18 protein-coding genes and 1 riboswitch are annotated in these 17,413 nt (G+C 58.4%); of the genes, 14 read left to right on the forward strand and 4 right to left on the reverse strand.

Annotation, left to right across the window (positions count from 1 at the left end):
- Window positions 1-85: 85 nt before the first annotated feature.
- Together RLO149_RS02490 and RLO149_RS02495 are read left to right on the forward strand one after the other, a co-directional pair.
- On the forward strand, window positions 86-520 hold the full coding sequence (locus tag RLO149_RS02490) for an FKBP-type peptidyl-prolyl cis-trans isomerase (protein WP_013960474.1): 435 nt from the start codon (window positions 86-88) through the stop codon (window positions 518-520).
- 144 nt (window positions 521-664) lie between these two features.
- On the forward strand, window positions 665-1,111 hold the full coding sequence (locus tag RLO149_RS02495; protein WP_013960475.1) for a hypothetical protein: 447 nt from the start codon (window positions 665-667) through the stop codon (window positions 1,109-1,111).
- Window positions 1,112-1,241: 130 nt separating this feature from the next.
- Here RLO149_RS02495 and RLO149_RS02500 read toward each other — a convergent pair whose 3' ends face one another.
- From RLO149_RS02500 to fabA, 3 genes are read right to left on the reverse strand one after another with little or no spacing between them, the layout of a single operon-like run.
- Window positions 1,242-2,033 (reverse strand): enoyl-ACP reductase FabI, encoded by a 792-nt coding sequence (locus RLO149_RS02500; protein WP_013960476.1) that lies wholly within the window; start codon window positions 2,031-2,033, stop codon window positions 1,242-1,244.
- A gap of 9 nt (window positions 2,034-2,042) precedes the next feature.
- Window positions 2,043-3,272 carry a beta-ketoacyl-ACP synthase I gene (fabB, locus tag RLO149_RS02505; protein ID WP_013960477.1) on the reverse strand — a complete coding sequence of 410 codons (1,230 nt, stop codon included), beginning with the start codon at window positions 3,270-3,272 and terminating at the stop codon, window positions 2,043-2,045.
- 31 nt (window positions 3,273-3,303) lie between these two features.
- Window positions 3,304-3,813, reverse strand: coding sequence for a bifunctional 3-hydroxydecanoyl-ACP dehydratase/trans-2-decenoyl-ACP isomerase (gene fabA, locus RLO149_RS02510; protein ID WP_013960478.1), 510 nt, complete (start codon window positions 3,811-3,813; stop codon window positions 3,304-3,306).
- Window positions 3,814-4,007: 194 nt separating this feature from the next.
- On the opposite strand from fabA, the gene irr reads away from it, so the two are divergent.
- The 12 genes from irr (at window position 4,008) to rpsA (ending at window position 17,061) form a co-directional block, all read left to right on the forward strand.
- Entirely contained in the window at window positions 4,008-4,427 is a 420-nt protein-coding gene (irr, locus tag RLO149_RS02515; protein WP_013960479.1) for a Fur family transcriptional regulator Irr, read from the forward strand.
- 181 nt (window positions 4,428-4,608) lie between these two features.
- Window positions 4,609-5,934, forward strand: a complete 1,326-nt coding sequence (gene miaB, locus RLO149_RS02520) for a tRNA (N6-isopentenyl adenosine(37)-C2)-methylthiotransferase MiaB (RefSeq protein WP_013960480.1) — start codon at window positions 4,609-4,611, stop codon at window positions 5,932-5,934.
- Between the two features lie 112 nt (window positions 5,935-6,046).
- Window positions 6,047-7,066 carry a PhoH family protein gene (locus tag RLO149_RS02525; RefSeq protein WP_013960481.1) on the forward strand — a complete coding sequence of 340 codons (1,020 nt, stop codon included), beginning with the start codon at window positions 6,047-6,049 and terminating at the stop codon, window positions 7,064-7,066.
- Between the two features lie 36 nt (window positions 7,067-7,102).
- Window positions 7,103-7,603: an rRNA maturation RNase YbeY gene (gene ybeY, locus RLO149_RS02530; RefSeq protein WP_013960482.1), complete on the forward strand. Its 501-nt coding sequence runs from the start codon at window positions 7,103-7,105 to the stop codon at window positions 7,601-7,603.
- A gap of 39 nt (window positions 7,604-7,642) precedes the next feature.
- Complete coding sequence (locus RLO149_RS02535) at window positions 7,643-8,539, forward strand: hemolysin family protein (protein ID WP_013960483.1); 897 nt, start codon at window positions 7,643-7,645, stop codon at window positions 8,537-8,539.
- Window positions 8,536-10,065, forward strand: coding sequence for an apolipoprotein N-acyltransferase (gene lnt, locus RLO149_RS02540; RefSeq protein ID WP_013960484.1), 1,530 nt, complete (start codon window positions 8,536-8,538; stop codon window positions 10,063-10,065). Before RLO149_RS02535 ends, lnt begins: the two co-directional genes overlap by 4 nt.
- A 30-nt stretch (window positions 10,066-10,095) precedes the next feature.
- Window positions 10,096-10,145, forward strand: a riboswitch (SAM-SAH riboswitch).
- Between the two features lie 4 nt (window positions 10,146-10,149).
- Entirely contained in the window at window positions 10,150-11,331 is a 1,182-nt protein-coding gene (metK, locus tag RLO149_RS02545) for a methionine adenosyltransferase (protein WP_013960485.1), read from the forward strand.
- Window positions 11,332-11,650: 319 nt separating this feature from the next.
- Window positions 11,651-12,352, forward strand: a complete 702-nt coding sequence (gene trmB / locus RLO149_RS02550) for a tRNA (guanosine(46)-N7)-methyltransferase TrmB (protein WP_013960486.1) — start codon at window positions 11,651-11,653, stop codon at window positions 12,350-12,352.
- Window positions 12,353-12,435: 83 nt separating this feature from the next.
- Window positions 12,436-13,788, forward strand: coding sequence for a 3-phosphoshikimate 1-carboxyvinyltransferase (gene aroA, locus RLO149_RS02555; RefSeq protein WP_044025178.1), 1,353 nt, complete (start codon window positions 12,436-12,438; stop codon window positions 13,786-13,788).
- Between the two features lie 7 nt (window positions 13,789-13,795).
- On the forward strand, window positions 13,796-14,413 hold the full coding sequence (locus RLO149_RS02560) for a (d)CMP kinase (protein ID WP_013960488.1): 618 nt from the start codon (window positions 13,796-13,798) through the stop codon (window positions 14,411-14,413).
- A gap of 142 nt (window positions 14,414-14,555) precedes the next feature.
- Window positions 14,556-15,086, forward strand: coding sequence for a hypothetical protein (locus RLO149_RS02565; RefSeq protein ID WP_013960489.1), 531 nt, complete (start codon window positions 14,556-14,558; stop codon window positions 15,084-15,086).
- Between the two features lie 295 nt (window positions 15,087-15,381).
- Entirely contained in the window at window positions 15,382-17,061 is a 1,680-nt protein-coding gene (gene rpsA, locus RLO149_RS02570) for a 30S ribosomal protein S1 (protein WP_013960490.1), read from the forward strand.
- Between the two features lie 118 nt (window positions 17,062-17,179).
- Here the strand turns inward: rpsA and RLO149_RS23740 are convergent, their stop codons facing one another.
- Window positions 17,180-17,341 (reverse strand): hypothetical protein, encoded by a 162-nt coding sequence (locus RLO149_RS23740; protein WP_158308133.1) that lies wholly within the window; start codon window positions 17,339-17,341, stop codon window positions 17,180-17,182.
- Between the last annotated feature and the right edge of the window lie 72 nt (window positions 17,342-17,413).

Here is a 17,413-nt window from a genome sequence, read left to right on the forward strand (position 1 = left end):
ATGTTCAATGTGGGGGCGACACAGAAGAACCTGCGCAGATACGCGGCCTTCGCCACACACCCCCACACAGAACACTGGAGACGAAATGACCCACGTCAAGACGGGCGATACAGTCGCTATTCATTATACTGGTACGCTGTTGGATGGCAGTACGTTTGACAGTTCAGATGGTCGCGACCCATTGGAATTCATTGTCGGGTCAGGCCAGATCATACCCGGCCTTGATGTGGCCTTGCCGGGCATGAGCGTGGGCGACAAGAAGAAAGTCGAAATTGCCTGCGATCAGGCTTACGGTCCCTTGAAAGCTGAAATGCGGCAGGCTGTTCCGCGCGAAGGCATTCCGCCGGATTTGCCACTGGACATAGGGACGACACTGGAAATGCAGACGCCGGATGGCCAGTCAATGCCGGTGCGCGTGGTTGAGGTCGATGACGCGACGGTGACATTGGATGCCAATCATCCACTCGCGGGCGAAGACCTAACGTTTGATATCGAGTTGATGCGCATAGATGCGGCATGAATTGATATCCCGCATACCGCTGACAAAGTGTTAATTATGAATTCTGTAGTCACTTGAACGAAATGCGGGGTGCATCTAACCATAATGAGACGGAGTGTAGCGTTTAACTAGGGCCTTTTTTGCGTTCCTGAAGGAGAAATTCTTATGGATTACGAAACCTCCCGAACGAGCGATGCTCCTGTTATGAACGCGCTACAGGTTATCTTTTTGGACATTGCCCTCACTGTCGGCCTGCTGGCAGCCCTCAAGGTCAGTGGTACTGGGTGGTTGATGGCTTTCGTTTGTGCCTGGGTCGGGGGATGTTTGCTCACGATTGCTGCAGTCTTTGTGATTTACAAGGTTGCGCTGATGTCTGAGCAGAAAGTTGAAGCCGCGGCGGATACCCGGTCGGCTGTGATGCCCGCTAAGGTCGCCGATGCCATACAGGTCTGGGAAACAGACCGTCTGATGGAGCTGGATCTGACGGCGCAGGCCGGATCTGCACAGGCAACGCATGCCGGACACCACCGCACGGGTGCAGCGCCAACCACAGGCGCGGAGGCATCAGACGTGCCGGATCACGCCCACGGTAAGCGCGCAAACGGGACTTAGCGCGAGGTCGGGTAACTGCGGCATGCAATAAACTCTTGTTCATGCGTTTTCAGGCGCATTTTTGGGCCAATAGGGACAGGCAAAACATCGCGCGTGTACGTCAGGTACGACTGTGCCGCGGCATAAGCGTTTACAGGTTCTCGCCCTGTGGCATCCCGAGGATATGATACCCACCATCAACGTGTATGATTTCGCCGGTGGTGCAGGCACCTGCATCTGACGCGAGATAGACAGCCGTGCCGCCCACCGCGTCCAACGTCGCGTTTGAGCGCAGAGGGGCGTTTTGGTCGGTGTGTTTATAGGTCTTTCGCGCACCGCCAATGGCCGCCCCGGCAAGGGTTTTCATCGGGCCGGGAGAGATCGCATTCACGCGGATGCCTTCGGGGCCAAGGTCGTTCGCCAGATACCGTGTGGCACTTTCCAACGCGGCCTTTGCCACACCCATGACGTTATAATTGGGCACGACAGTATTGCTGCCCTGATAGGTCAGCGTCATCAACGTACCGCCATTTTCGACCATAAGGGGGTGCGCGCGACGTGCCACCTCCAGAAACGAATAGGCGCTGATGTCCATCGTTTGCTTGAAATTCTCGCGACTGGTATTGAGAAAACGGCCCGTCAGTTCTGATTTGTCCGAAAACGCGATGGCGTGCACCAGAAAGTCCATTGTCGGCCAGTGCGCCGACAGTTGTTCGAAGGCTTTGTCCAAGGATGCGTCGTCTGTGACGTCCACATCGACCATGAAGTCCGACCCGACAGAGGCCGCGAGCGGGGCAAGGCGCGATCCAAAGGCGTCGCCCTGATAGGTGAAGGCCAGATCCGCACCGGCAGCCGCCATCGATCTTGCGATGCCCCATGCGATCGAACGCTCGTTTGCGACGCCCATGACCAGCCCGCGTTTTCCTGCCAAAAGACCTGACATGATTTTCTCCTATCCCAGATATTTCGACAGGATCATCGACCCGTTGGTGCCGCCAAACCCGAACGAATTGGTCATGACGGAATCAAGCCCGGCGTTGTCGACACGTTCCAGTACGATTTCCTCGGGCGTCAGCGCGGGATCCAGTGTCTCTACGTTGATCGATCTGGTCATGAAGTCATGTTTGAGCATCAGCAGGCTGAAGATGGCCTCCAACGCGCCGGCGGCACCCTGTGCGTGACCCGTCATGGATTTGGTTGAACTGACCGGCGGGGTGGTGCCTGTGCCGAAGACACGGCGGACCGCTTCAATCTCGCCGACGTCACCCACTGGCGTAGAGGTTCCATGCGCGTTGATATAGCCGACCTTGCGCCCCTCGGGCAGTGTGCTTAGTGCCAAACGCATCGCACGCTCGCCGCCCTCACCGGAAGGGGCGACCATGTCGTGCCCGTCGGAGGTTGCCGCATAGCCCGTGACTTCGGCGTAGATCGTAGCACCGCGTGCCAAGGCGTGGTCGAGTTCTTCAAGCACCACAATGCCGCCACCGCCCGAAATCACAAACCCGTCGCGGTTGGCGTCAAAGGCACGGCTGGCCAGTTCAGGCGTATCGTTATACTTGCTGCTCATCGCGCCCATCGCGTCAAAGAGGCAGGAAAGGGTCCAGTCGAGTTCCTCGCCGCCGCCTGCGAACATCACGTCCTGCTTGCCGAGCATGATCTGCTCAGCCGCGTTGCCGATACAATGCAGCGAGGTCGAACAGGCTGACGTAATCGAATAGTTTACGCCCTTGATCTTGAACGCGGTGCTGAGGTTTGCGCTTACGGTCGAGGACATGCACTTTGGGACGGCAAAGGGACCGATGCGTTTTGTAGCGCCGGTTTTGGCGACGACATTATGCGCCGTCAGCATCGCGCTGGTGGAGGGGCCACCTGATCCGGCCACCAGCCCCGTGCGCGGGTTGGACACGGTGTCTTCGTCCAGCCCGGCATCCGCGATGGCCTGCGCCATGGCGATATAGGCATAGGCAGCACCGGGTCCCATGAAACGCAGCGTGCGTTTGTCGATGTGTTCGGTCACATCAATCTTGAGCGTCCCGGCGATCTGGCTGCGAAAGCCATGCTCGCTCATCTCAGGGCTTGCGGTAATGCCACTGGTGCCCGCCTTGAGAGAGGTCAGAACTTCTTCTGCGTTGTTTCCGATGGATGAGACGATGCCCAGACCTGTCACGACGACACGGCGCATGGCGCACTCCTTTGTTAATAGCGGCTCTGCCTCAACTCTCGGAGAGCGCAACCTTCATATCTGTAACCTGATAGATGGTTTCCCCATCTGCTTCCACACGGCCATTGGCCACGCCCATTGTCAAGCGCCGGGACTGGATCGCCTTGGTGAAATCCACATAATAGGTCAGCATCTTGCGATCCGGGCGCACCATTCCGGTGAGCTTTACCTCGCCGACACCAAGGGCATAACCGCGCCCCTGCCAACCGCGCCAGCCCAGATTGAAACCGGTCAGTTGCCACAGCCCGTCAAGGCCAAGGCACCCGGGCATGATCGGGTTACCGGGGAAATGGCAGTCGAAAAACCATAAATCAGGGGTGATATCGAATTCTGCGACAACATGTCCTTTTCCGTTCGCACCCGCATCTTCAGAGATGTCCGTGATGCGGTCCATCATCAGCATGGGTGGTTCGGGCAATTGTGCGTTGCCGGGGCCAAAAAGCTCGCCGCGGGCGCATTTTAACAGGGCTTCTTTGTCGAAACTGGTCGGGTATTGGGCCATACTGGCGCGTCTCCTGCTCGGCGTCTCTAAGGGTCGACCCCCTCTAGCATCGTGTTTGCGGGTCCTGCAAGAGTGCGGATGCGGCATGTTTATATGCGACACCCGTAGTTTTCCTGAACGGCGGGGGTGTCTTTCCAATTGAAAATCATTCGCAAAGCCCTTTATATAGAAGAGGTTCGTACAAAGAGGCACTCATGAACGACGCGCAACATGATATCGGAGCACAATGGCTGGCAACCGCTGGTCTGCGCCCGACGCGCCAGCGCGTGACGCTGGCGGCATTGCTGATCGGCGATGGTCAGGACCGTCACGTGACGGCTGAAAGCCTGTTTGACGCGGCCAAGTCGCAGGGCGAGGCAGTTTCTTTGGCAACAGTCTATAACACCCTGCGGGCCTTTTGTGATGTGGGTCTGGTGCAGGAAGTCACCGTGGATGGGTCAAAAAGCTATTTTGACACCAACACGCATGATCATCCGCATTTTTACTGGGAAGATGATGCAACCCTCACAGATGCCCCGTCAGAAGACCTCGTGATCGCGCAACTGCCCGATGCCCCTGAGGGGGCGGAGATCGCCTCCGTCGATGTGGTTATCCGCCTGCGTCGCAAACCCTGACGCCCAAACCTGCCGCGGTTCCGGGCTTTTGCCGCGCAGACAAGACTAATGCGGCGCGCAGGTTGAGCGGACCAAAGGTGTGCTATCAAATCGCGTGACGTTGAGACAAGCGAGTTGCATTGCAAGCTTTCGCAGAGACTGGTATCCAGCCGCGCAACACCCCACTGATCGGATCCCTGCCATGACTGCGCCCAAGAAGCTTTTCATAAAGACATACGGCTGTCAGATGAATGTCTATGACAGCGAGCGCATGTCCGAGGCGCTGGTCGCTGAAGGGTATGTTGAGACAAAGACCGCGGAAGATGCGGATATGATTCTGCTCAACACCTGCCACATCCGTGAAAAGGCCGCGGAAAAGGTGTATTCGGAACTGGGGCGCCTCAAATCGCTCAAAGCAGATAATCCTGACCTGAAGATCGGCGTGGCCGGATGCGTGGCACAGGCCGAAGGGGAAGAGATCATGCGCCGCCAGCCTGCGGTTGATCTGGTTGTGGGGCCGCAGTCCTATCATCGCTTGCCACAGATGGAAGCGCGCCTGCGCGAAGGTCACAAGGCGCTCGACACCGACTTTCCACCCGAGGACAAATTCGAAGAGCTCAAGGCGCGCCCCAAAGCGCGGCGCGCGCCCTCGGCATTTTTGACCGTTCAGGAAGGCTGCGACAAATTCTGCGCCTTTTGCGTTGTGCCCTACACGCGGGGTGCGGAGGTCAGTCGACCCGTCACGCGCGTGTTGGACGAGGCGCGCGATCTGGTAGAGCGTGGCGTGCGCGAAATCACCCTGCTGGGGCAGAATGTGAATGCCTATCATGGCGCGGGTGCAGACGGGAACGAACAGACGCTGGCGCAATTGATCTGGGCGCTCAATGATATCGACGGGTTGGAGCGCATCCGTTTTACCACCTCGCACCCCAACGACATGCGGGATGATCTGATCGAAGCACACCGCGATTGCCCGAAGCTGATGCCCTATCTGCACCTGCCGGTGCAATCGGGGTCTGACAAAATCCTCAAACGCATGAACCGCAGTCACACCGCCGACAGCTATCTGCGCCTCATCGAACGTATTCGCGCCGGACGGCCCGATATCCTGCTGTCCGGGGATTTTATTGTTGGTTTCCCTGAGGAAACAGAAGCGGATTTTCAAGCCACGCTCGATCTGATCGAGGCGGTAAATTATGGCTATGCCTATTCATTCAAATACTCCACACGGCCCGGCACGCCCGCCGCAGAGCGCGCGCAGGTCGACCCCGACGAGGCGGATGAGCGATTGCAGCGCATTCAGGCGCTGATTACGCGCCAGCAGCAGGACATCCAGCAGTCGATGGTTGGGCGTGATGTCAGCGTTTTGATTGAAAAGCCCGGCCGCTTTGACGGGCAGATGGTGGGCAAATCCGAATACTTGCATGCGGTCCACGTGGATCAATGCAATGCGCGCATCGGTGACATTTTACCGGTTCGCATTGTCGAGGCGAAACGCAACTCGCTTGCTGCGGTGGCGCTTAGCTGACCTCAATCAACATTTTTGTGTGGCTTTGCCGGATAATCGTACAGGCAGCGCTTGCGTTGGTCTCAAGGAATTGGCACCGTCGTGCCGACTCGTACCCCGTTAGGAGCAGCTATTGCCGCCCAGTGACCCAAGCGCGACTGATGTTTTGACCGCCGCACCCGGTGGCACAGTTGAATTCCCCGATAATCGCCTGCTGATCGACCTGTGCGGGCCGTATGACGCAAACCTCGCGCAGGTGGAAAAGGCGTTGGGCGTTCAGATCGTGCGGCGTGGCAATCAACTGGCTGTCGTCGGCAGCCATGACGCCTCTACCGATGCGATTCGCGTTCTGCACGCGCTTTACACGCGGCTGGAAAGCGGTCGCGCGGTCGAAGCGGGTGATGTCGATCGTGAGTTGCGCATGGGCCCCTTTGAAGAGGTTGCGGTGCCTGAAGATGGGGATCAGCTGGAAATGCCCATCGGCAACCGCATTGAGATCCAGACCCGCAAGAAACGTGTTGAGCCGCGTACGGACGCGCAAAAAGCATATGTTCAATCGCTTTTCGAGAACGAGTTGGCCTTTGGCATTGGCCCGGCGGGTACGGGCAAGACATATCTTGCCGTGGCCGTTGGGGTGTCGATGTTTTTGTCGGGGCAGGTGGATAAAATCATCCTGTCACGTCCTGCCGTTGAGGCGGGGGAACGGTTGGGCTTTCTGCCCGGTGACATGAAAGACAAGGTCGACCCCTACATGCAGCCGCTTTACGATGCGTTGGGCGATTTTCTGCCGGGTAAGCAGCTGGCGCGGCTGATCGAGGAAAAGCAGATCGAGATTGCGCCGCTTGCCTTCATGCGCGGGCGGACGCTGTCGAATGCCTTTGTGGTGCTGGATGAGGCGCAAAATGCGACCACCATGCAGATGAAGATGTTCCTGACGCGTCTCGGTGAGGGTTCGCGTATGGTGATCACCGGGGACCGCACGCAGATTGACTTGCCACGCGGGACGGCCTCGGGGCTGGCGGATGCGGAACGCCTGCTGAAGGCGATCCCCAAGATCAGTTTCAACTATTTCACCTCAAAAGACGTTGTGCGCCATCCGCTGGTGGCTGCGATCATCGAAGCCTATGAGGCTGATCCAACCCCCAAGGCGTGAAACACGCGTTTTGCCAATGGGGTCAGGGAATGGCGCATGGATATTGACGTATTGATCGAAGATGACCGCTGGAGCGCCTTGGACCTTGATGTGCTGGTACTTGAGGCGCTGCGCGCGACATCCGTCACCCTGAATCTTGATCTGGAAGCTGCGGAGGTTTCGTATCTCGCCTGTGACGATGCGCGCATCACGCTTCTGAACGCTGATTTTCGTGAAAAAACAACGGCGACCAATGTGCTGAGCTGGCCTGCCGTTGATCTGGCGCCGGTGATTGCTGGTGCCGTGCCCGCACCGCCGACTGCGGATTTAACCGGCGTGTTGGCATTGGGGGATGTGGCCATCGCCTATGAGACATGCCTGCGCGAAGCGACTGATCTGCGCAAGCCACTGGCAGACCATGTGACGCATTTGATCGTTCATGGAACATTACACTTATTGGGGTACGACCATATTCGTGACCCTGATGCCACGCTAATGCAGGGTGTCGAGGCTAAAATACTTGGCAAAATGGGTTTGGATGACCCATATATGGTTTAACGGGCGGCACTATCCGCCTTTAATTCAGAACAGGACCCAATGGGCGACAACGACGGATCATCTGACGCAGCGCTGAGCGCGCGTGAACAAAACACCCCTCCACCAGACGATGAACCTGCAAAACAAGCAGGATTCTTCAGCCGCGTTATTGGCGCATTAAGCCCCTCAGAGGGCGATTTGGTCGAGGCTCCGGCTGAAAATCATTCAGAAAGCCTGCAAACGCATGGCATGATGAACCTGCGGCGCATGCGGGTGGAGGATGTGGCAATCCCCAAGGCTGATATTACGGCCATACCGGCGACATCTACTCTGGACGAAGCCATCGCTGTTTTTAAAGAGAGCGGTTCGACGCGTTTGCCAGTCTATGATGGCACGCTGGACACGCCCATCGGTTTTTTGCACCTGAAAGATGTTGCGTTGAACCATGGGTTCAACGGCGGCTCAAAGAGCTTTGATCTGCGTGCGATGCTGCGTCCGCTGCTCTACGTGCCGCCGTCTATGACGATTGGCGTTTTATTGACCAAAATGCAGGCGGAACGTCGGCATATGGCGCTGGTGATTGATGAATATGGCGGTGTGGACGGGCTTGTCACCATCGAGGATTTGATCGAGCAGGTGATCGGCGAAATCGAAGATGAACACGACGTGGATGAGGACGTGTATTTCACCGAAGAAAAGCCGGGTTGTTATCTGGCTTTGGCAAAGACCCCACTAGAGGATTTCGAGGCCGAAATCGGCACCTCCCTGACCGCGCATGAAGAGGTCGATGAAGAAGAAATTGATACGCTGGGCGGCTTGGTCTTCATGCTGTCGGGGCGCGTGCCTGCGCGGGGTGAAGTCGTGGTGCACCCCGATGGCCCGGAATTCGAGGTGATCGACGCAGACCCGCGCCGCATCAAAAGGCTGCGCGTGCGCACGGCGGCTCAAACAACGTGACAGCCACGCCGGGGCGTTCGGAATTCGCCGGGCTGGCAAAGCTGCCGTGGTCTGCGCAAATTCTACTTTCGGGTTTTCTGGGTGTCATTGGCGCTTTCGGGCAAGCCCCTTATGATCAGCCCGCTGCCCTTGTGATCGCTTTGGCCGGCGCGTTTTGTCTGTGGCGCATCCAGGCTGACCGGCGCGCGGCGGCAGTCGTTGGCTTGGCTTTTGGCTGCGGCTATTTTGCACTCGCTCTCATCTGGATTGTCGAACCCTTTCAGGTCGATGCAGCGCGCCACGGGTGGATGGCGCCGTTTGCGGTCGGTTTGCTCAGCCTCGGGCTGGCACTATTCTGGGCGCTGGCGTTCTGGGCTGCCCGATTTGTGTCGCACGCGACGTTCGGCTTGGTGCTGACTTGGACCGCCGCTGAAATCGCACGGGCATATGTCTTTACGGGGTTTCCGTGGGCCAGCCCGGCGCAGGTCGCCATCAATGGCCCGCTGTCGCAACTTCTCGCGTGGGGTGGGCCACATGCAGCGACCTTTGCGCTTCTGCTTTCTGCATGGGTGCTTTCCTTGACGGGTGGTCGCATCTTGAAAGCGGGGCAAGGCCTCGTTTTTGTCGCTGTTTTGGCGTCACTCTATTCGCCTCTGATGCGCCCGATGGCGGAGCTGAGCGGCAATTGGGTGCGTCTTATCCAGCCCAATGCGGAGCAGCATCTCAAATGGCAGCCCGACTTGGCCGAGGTCTTCTTTCAACGACAGCTTGCGTTGACCGCGGCCCCAGCGCAGACGGCGGACCAAGTGCCTGATCTGATCGTTTGGCCGGAAACGGCAATTCCGTGGCGTTTGGAAACGGCGGGTCCGGCGCTTGTCGAAATCGGGCGGGCGGGTAACGGTGTTTCGGTCGTTTTGGGGGCTTTGCGGGCTAAAGGGGGCACCCTGCGAAACGCGCTTGCCGTGATAGGTCCTGAGGGCGCGCCGCAAGCGATTTATGACAAACACCACCTTGTGCCCTTTGGCGAATATATGCCCTTTGCGGGCCTTGCGAACCGTCTTGGGTTATCCGCCCTTGTGGCACAGGCTGGCATTTTCAGCAGCGGCCCCGGTCCTGAACTGTTGGATTTTGGTCCCTTGGGTACTGCGCTGCCTCTCATCTGTTACGAGGCTGTTTTTGCCCATGGCGTGAACGCGGCGCCCGCGCGCCCTGATTTCCTGTTACAGATCACAAATGACGCGTGGTTCGGACAATATGCGGGGCCCCAACAACACTTGGCACAGGCCCGCATGCGCGCGATTGAGCAGGGTTTGCCGCTGATGCGCGCGGCCAATACAGGGATTTCCGCCATGATTGACCCGGCCGGGCGGATCATTTCCAGTCTGCCGCTGGGGCAGGCCGGTTTTATAGACGCGCCGTTGCCACGCCCTGATCCTGCGACGCTTTACAGCCGCTTTGGTGACGTTCCGATGTCTGTATTTTTGCTTGTCAGCCTCGTGTTGCTCTGCCTGCGACAGACCACCGTACGGTGGTCATATAGCGATTGACCTTGGCATAGCGCGACCGTAAGCAGTTGCAGCGAACCACAACGGCTTCCTGACGTGGTTCTTCATTGGCGATTGGAGCGATAAATGTCCCGCAAAAATTATGTTTTCACCTCGGAGTCCGTTTCAGAAGGACATCCGGACAAACTCTGCGACCGGATTTCGGATGCAGTTCTCGACGCTTTCATTGCCGAAGAACCCGAAGCGCGTGTGGCGGCCGAAACCTTTGCCACCACGAACCGCGTGGTCATTGGGGGTGAGGTGGGATTGTCGGATAAAGACAAGCTGCACGAATACATGGACCGTATCGAGGAAATCGCGCGCGCCTGTATCAAGGACATCGGCTATGAGCAGGACAAGTTTCACCATGCCACATGTCAGGTGACAAACCTGCTGCATGAACAATCCGCGCATATCGCGCAGGGGGTCGATGCCGCGAAAGGCAAAGACGAAGGTGCCGGCGATCAGGGCATCATGTTCGGCTATGCCTCCAACGAAACGCCGGAACTTATGCCAGCGCCGATCCACTACGCACATGCGGTGTTGCGCCGCCTCGCTGAGGTGCGCAAAGACGGGACCGAACCAACCCTGCGCCCCGACGCCAAGAGCCAGCTTTCGGTGCGCTATGAAGACGGCAAGCCGGTTGGTGTGACCTCTATCGTCTTGTCGACGCAGCATGCTGATGAAAGCCAGACGTCCGACGATATCCGCGCAATCGTTGAACCCTATATTCGCGAAGTCCTCCCCGATGGTTGGATCACAGGCGATACGGAATGGTGGGTGAACCCGACTGGCACTTTTGTGATTGGCGGGCCGGATGGCGATGCCGGACTGACAGGGCGCAAGATCATCGTGGACACCTATGGCGGGGCCGCCCCGCACGGTGGCGGTGCCTTCTCAGGGAAGGATCCGACGAAAGTGGACCGCTCAGCCGCCTATGTGGCGCGCTATCTGGCCAAGAACGTGGTTGCGGCAGGGTTGGCGGACAAATGTACGATCCAGCTCAGCTATGCGATTGGCGTCTCCAAGCCGCTGTCGATCTACTGCGACACCTTCGGCACCGGCGAAGTGGACGAAGAAGAGATCGAACGCGCGATCGGGCAGGTCATGGACCTGACCCCGCGCGGCATTCGTGAGCATTTGCATCTGAACAAACCGATCTATGAGCGGACGGCGGCATATGGTCATTTTGGCCGCGCACCTGATGCAGACGGCGGGTTCAGCTGGGAAAAAACTGACCTGACAGAAGTGCTGAAATCGGCGCTGTAGTAGAGTAACCTTGCCGGGCCATATGCCGAAAACATGCGCTTATGGCCCGCCGGTTTTACGATACATCACACTGCCCGAGGCAGGGAATAAGTCTCTGCCGGAGATCCGTGAAACGTCGAACGCTCCATCTTAGCAAGTCGTCCGGCTGTAGAGTATCGACCAACTTCTGCCCGCTCGCGTGTTGCAGCGGTTTTGATGGCTCGTTAACGCGTTATGCAAAAAGCCGGAATAACCCACTGCTCCCTGAAATCAGAGATTTCAACGCGGTAGGCGATATGCGATGTGTCTGATATTTCGTCGGACGCTGTAAGGGGCATCTATGAGCACAGAAAAACGCCCACATCGAAATTTCTATGGCCGCCTCAAGGGCAAGTCGCTCAAGGCGGCGCAGAAGCGATATCTTGATGAGGACCTCGCGGCGCTCTCGCCCGGACCTGTGGGCTGGGAGGAAAACCCGGATCGCAGGCCCCTAGATTTGCCCGCCCTGTTTGATGGCAAGCCTGTCTGGCTGGAAATCGGCTTTGGCGGGGGCGAGCATCTTGTGCACCAAGCCGCGCAAAACCCTGACATCGGCATCATCGGCGCGGAGCCCTACATCAACGGTGTTGCGATGTTGCTGGGAAAGATTCGCCGCGCGGGTGTTGAAAACCTCGCGGTCCACGCGGGCGATGCCCGTGATCTGATGGATGTATTGCCTGCGGCGTCCATCGACCGGGCCTTTCTGCTTTATCCCGATCCATGGCCGAAAGCACGCCACCATCGGCGTCGGTTTGTCACGGCAGAACACCTCGAACCCCTCGCGCGGGCGCTCAAGCCCGGCTCGGTCTTTCGCGTGGCCACGGACATCGAAGACTACGTCCGGCAAACCCTGCAGGAAGTGCCGCAGCATGGGTTCAAGTGGCTGGCCAACTCTCCAGATGATTGGCGCAGGCCTTGGCCCGACTGGATTTCCACGCGTTATGAACAAAAAGCGCTGCGCGAAGGGCGCACGCCGCACTACCTGACCTTTATCAGGGAGTAGGCCGCCCGAGACCCGAATGGGCTGGACGCAGCAGCGCCTTGCCGCTAATCCAGCGGCAGTTCTGTTCAATACCGAGATGCATCATGTCCAGCCACGGCGCTCCCATTCCAATGACATCCAGCGCCTGCGGGCCTCTGACGGGTGAGGCCCGTGTCCCCGGTGATAAATCCATTTCGCACCGGTCGTTGATCCTGGGCGCGCTGAGCGTGGGTGAGACACGGATTTCCGGCCTTCTTGAGGGGCAGGATGTGCTCGATACCGCCAAGGCCATGCGGGCCTTTGGGGCCACGGTCACCGATCATGGCGGTGGTGAATGGTCCGTGTATGGGGTCGGTGTGGGCGGGTTTGCCGAACCCGATGGCGTGATTGACTGCGGCAATTCAGGCACCGGTGTGCGATTGATCATGGGGGCCATGGCCACATCCCCGATCAGCGCGACATTTACCGGCGATGCCTCGCTGAACGGGCGACCGATGGCGCGGGTTACGGACCCGCTGGCGCTGTTCGGGGCGCAGTCCCACGGCAGACAGGGCGGGCGGTTGCCGATGACCTTGGTTGGCGCTGCTGACCCCGTGCCGGTGACTTACACCGTGCCGGTGCCGTCTGCGCAGGTGAAATCGGCGGTCTTGCTCGCTGGTCTCAATGCGCCGGGACAGACAGTTGTCATCGAGGCCGAGGCGACGCGCGATCACACGGAACGCATGCTGGCGGGTTTCGGGGCCGAGATTTCGGTTGAGGACACGGACGAAGGCCGGGTGATTACCCTGACAGGCCAACCCGAATTGAAACCCCAAAAGATTGACGTGCCGCGCGATCCCTCCTCTGCGGCGTTTCCGGTCTGTGCAGCGTTGATTGTGCCCGGTTCGGATGTTCTGGTGCCGGGGATCGGGTTGAACCCGACGCGCGCCGGGCTGTTCACAACGCTGCGTGAAATGGGGGCGGATCTGACCTATGAAAATGAACGCGTTGAAGGCGGCGAACCGGTGGCCGATCTGCGCGCGCGGTTTTCACCGGACCTGACGGGCATCGAGGTGCCACCGGCGCGCGCGGCCAGCATGATTGATGAATATCCCGTGCTGTCTGTTGTGGCGAGTTTTGCGCGCGGCGATACGGTCATGCGCGGCGTCAAGGAACTGCGTGTCAAGGAAAGTGACCGTATTGATGCCATGGCCAGTGGTCTGCGTGCCAACGGCGTGGCTGTTGAGGATGGCCCCGATTGGTGGATTGTCACGGGACAGGGCCATGGGAATGTTGCTGGTGGGGCGACCTGCGCAAGCTTCCTTGATCACCGGATCGCTATGTCATTCCTCGTTTTGGGCATGGCCACGCAAAAGCCGGTCAAGGTCGATGATGCCGGGCCTATCGCGACGTCCTTTCCGATTTTTGAACCCTTGATGGCGCAATTGGGTGCCCGCATTCAGCGCGAAGACGGCTAGGGGCGCGATGTCGGACGCGGCCTTTACCATTGCCATCGACGGACCCGCCGCTGCGGGCAAGGGCACGATTTCAAAGGCGGTCGCTGCGCATTTCGGGTTTCGCCATCTGGATACGGGATTGCTCTACCGGGCGGTCGGGGCGCAGGTGCTTTTGGGGATGGAGCCGCTGCAGGCAGCGCAACGACTTTCCGCTGACATGCTGGAGGGCTCGAACCTGCGCAGCCCGGAAGTCGCGCAATCCGCCAGCCGCGTTGCTGTCATCCCCGAGGTGCGCGCGGCTCTGCTTGATTTCCAGCGCAGCTTTGCCAGACGGGCCGGGGGCGCGGTTCTGGATGGGCGTGATATAGGCACGGTGATCTGCCCGGATGCGGAGGCCAAGATATTCGTGACGGCCAGTGCTGATGTGCGCGCGCGCCGCCGCTTTGATGAACTTGTCGGGGCAGGCGCGGCGATCAGTTTTGAACAGGTTCTGGCGGATGTGCTGGAACGCGATGCCCGTGATCGGGACCGCGCCGAGGCCCCTTTGAAACCCGCCGCCGACGCGGTGACGATTGACACCTCTACCTTGGATATTGAAGCGGCGGTCGCTGCAGCAATCCGCGCAATTAAAGACCGACGCGCCTGACGCCTCACGTGGCAAGCCCCCCTTGATCTGCATCCATGAACCCGGCAATGGCCATGAGTTACAAGCCGTTCACTAAAGGGTGCTTGGTCAACATGGCTTTGGGGCGCTATCATTTCGCCACATAGATTTGTGAGGGTTTGGAATGATACGGATTGCTTTACTCACCGTCCTGCTTGTGATGTCGACAATGGCGCGCGGGCAAGATTTACCCACGCCCGAAGGGCCGATGACGATGGAACGGATGGCGGGCATCATCGCGGCCCTTGACCCTGAGGTCTCGCAGCGTGGTCCGACGTTTGAATTCACCATTCAGGACATCCCGGTCATTGTGATCGCGGACCCGCGTGCGGATCGTATGCGGGCCATGGTGCCGATCCGCTCTGCCGATGCGTTGGAGCAGGCAGAGCTTTTACGCCTGATGCAGGCCAATTTCGATTCAGCACTTGATGCGCGATATGCTGTGGCACAGGGCCGGTTATGGGGCGTTTTCATCCATCCCCTGTCACCTCTGGAGCGGGATCAGCTCATTTCCGGATTGGCGCAGACGGTCAGTGTCGCCCTGACTTATGGACAGAGTTATTCCGGCGGCGCGTCTGTCTTTGGCGGCGGTGATTCCAGTGGCATTTATCAAGAGTTGCTGGATGAGCTGAAAAAACGCGGTCAAGAGCTTTGATCACGCGCCCGCTCACGACGTCCGCGATAAATGGGACGCATCATGCGGCCTGACGGTGTTCTGCCGATTTGCGGCACGCGTCATCACATGTCTTGATACCGCGACCAAACCACGCTAAGAGCGGCGCATTGACGGGGCGTTAAAGCCACGCATCTGAGGAAAATAGGCAGGGTCGGTGATCACCGGCCCTTCGTTTGTTTCAGTGCAAGGCCCGATCCGTCAGTGCAAAATCGTCAAAGACCGGCGGAGACAACCGCACGGCCAGAAACAAACCAAGTTAGGAAAACGACGCCACATGGCAAATCTGATGGATGAGTTTGAAGCACTCTTAGAAGAAAGCTTCGAAATGGACACCCCCGAAGAGGGATCGGTTGTCAAAGGTAAGGTTATCGCGATTGAAGCGGGCCAAGCCATTATCGACGTAGGCTACAAGATGGAAGGCCGCGTCGAACTCAAAGAATTCGCAGACCCCGGTGAAGCCCCCAAAATCGCTGTTGGCGATGAAGTGGAAGTCTTCCTCCGTCAGGTCGAAAGCTCCAAGGGCGAAGCGGTTATTTCCCGTGAAATGGCCCGTCGCGAAGAAGCATGGGACCGTCTGGAAAAAGCCTACGCCAGCGAAGAGCGCGTCGAAGGCGCAATCTTTGGCCGTGTCAAAGGTGGATTTACGGTCGATCTTGGTGGTGCTGTGGCGTTCCTGCCCGGCTCTCAGGTTGACGTGCGTCCCGTGCGGGATGCAGGCCCGTTGATGGGTCTCAAGCAGCCGTTCCAGGTTCTGAAAATGGACCGTCGCCGGGGCAACATCGTTGTATCGCGTCGCGCGATCCTCGAAGAATCCCGTGCCGAACAGCGCGCCGAAGTCATCGGTAACCTTACCGAAGGTCAGACAGTTGATGGTGTGGTCAAGAACATCACCGAATACGGTGCCTTTGTGGACCTTGGTGGCGTAGACGGCTTGTTGCACGTGACCGACATGGCATGGCGCCGTGTGAACCACCCCTCCGAGATCCTCACCATCGGTGAGACGATCAAGGTGCAGGTCATCAAGATCAACAAAGAGACCCACCGCATCAGCCTCGGCATGAAGCAGCTGCAGGAAGATCCATGGGATCTGGTGGCCGCGAAATACCCGCTGGAATCCACACACACAGGTCGCGTGACCAACATCACCGATTACGGTGCCTTTGTTGAGCTTGAAGCCGGTGTTGAAGGTCTGGTGCACGTCTCCGAGATGTCCTGGACCAAGAAGAACGTGCATCCGGGCAAGATCGTGTCAACGTCCCAAGAGGTCGAAGTCATGGTTCTGGAAATCGACGGTGCGAAGCGCCGCGTTTCCCTTGGCCTCAAGCAGACCATGCGCAACCCATGGGAAGTGTTCGCAGAAACACATCCCGAGGGCACAGAAGTCGAAGGCGAAGTCAAAAACATTACCGAATTCGGTCTGTTTGTTGGTCTGGACGGCGACATCGACGGCATGGTTCACCTCTCCGACCTGTCGTGGGACGAGCGCGGCGAAGATGCGATCCAGAACTACCGCAAAGGCGACATGGTGCATGCCGTTGTCTCCGAAGTGGATGTCGAGAAAGAGCGTATCTCTCTGTCGATCAAAGGCGTTGGTGGTGATAAATTCGCCGAAGCCGTGGGCGGCGTGAAGCGTGGTTCCATCGTGACCGTGACCGTAACGGCCATCGAAGACGGTGGTGTCGAAGTGGAATACGAGGGCATGAAATCCTTCATCCGCCGCTCCGATCTCAGCCGTGACCGTGCAGAGCAGCGCCCGGAGCGTTTCTCGGTCGGTGACAAGGTCGACGTGCGGATCACCAATGTCGACGCAAAATCGCGTCGCTTGGGTGTCTCCATCAAAGCGCGCGAAATCGCGGAAGAGAAAGAGGCCGTGCAGCAGTATGGTTCGTCCGACTCCGGCGCGTCCTTGGGAGATATCCTTGGTGCAGCATTGAAAGGCGACGACGACAAATAGTCGTTTCCACATCATGACTTAAGATCTTGAAATAATACGTTTCAGGGTTTGATGATAAAAGGGCCCCGGGGGAAACACCGCCGGGGCCTTTTTCATAAACAGCCACGCGTGCTGCTACTCAAAACGGGCTTTTACGATCCAGTGGGGGCTTGCCAATGGCGAAGGTCCCGGAAAACAGGGGCGTCTTTTGGTCGGATGTGATGATCTTACCCGCGACGTCCAATACCGTGCGGATCGCCTGTAAACAGAGTGTTTGCCATGGCTCCTCGGATCGAATCATTCCATTAGCTGCGTTGCAGCAATGCACCCGCCCGGACCCATTATCGCATGACCAATAGTGATTGCGGCGAAA

The organism is Roseobacter litoralis Och 149 (assembly GCF_000154785.2).
In the GTDB taxonomy this organism is placed as follows: domain Bacteria; phylum Pseudomonadota; class Alphaproteobacteria; order Rhodobacterales; family Rhodobacteraceae; genus Roseobacter; species Roseobacter litoralis.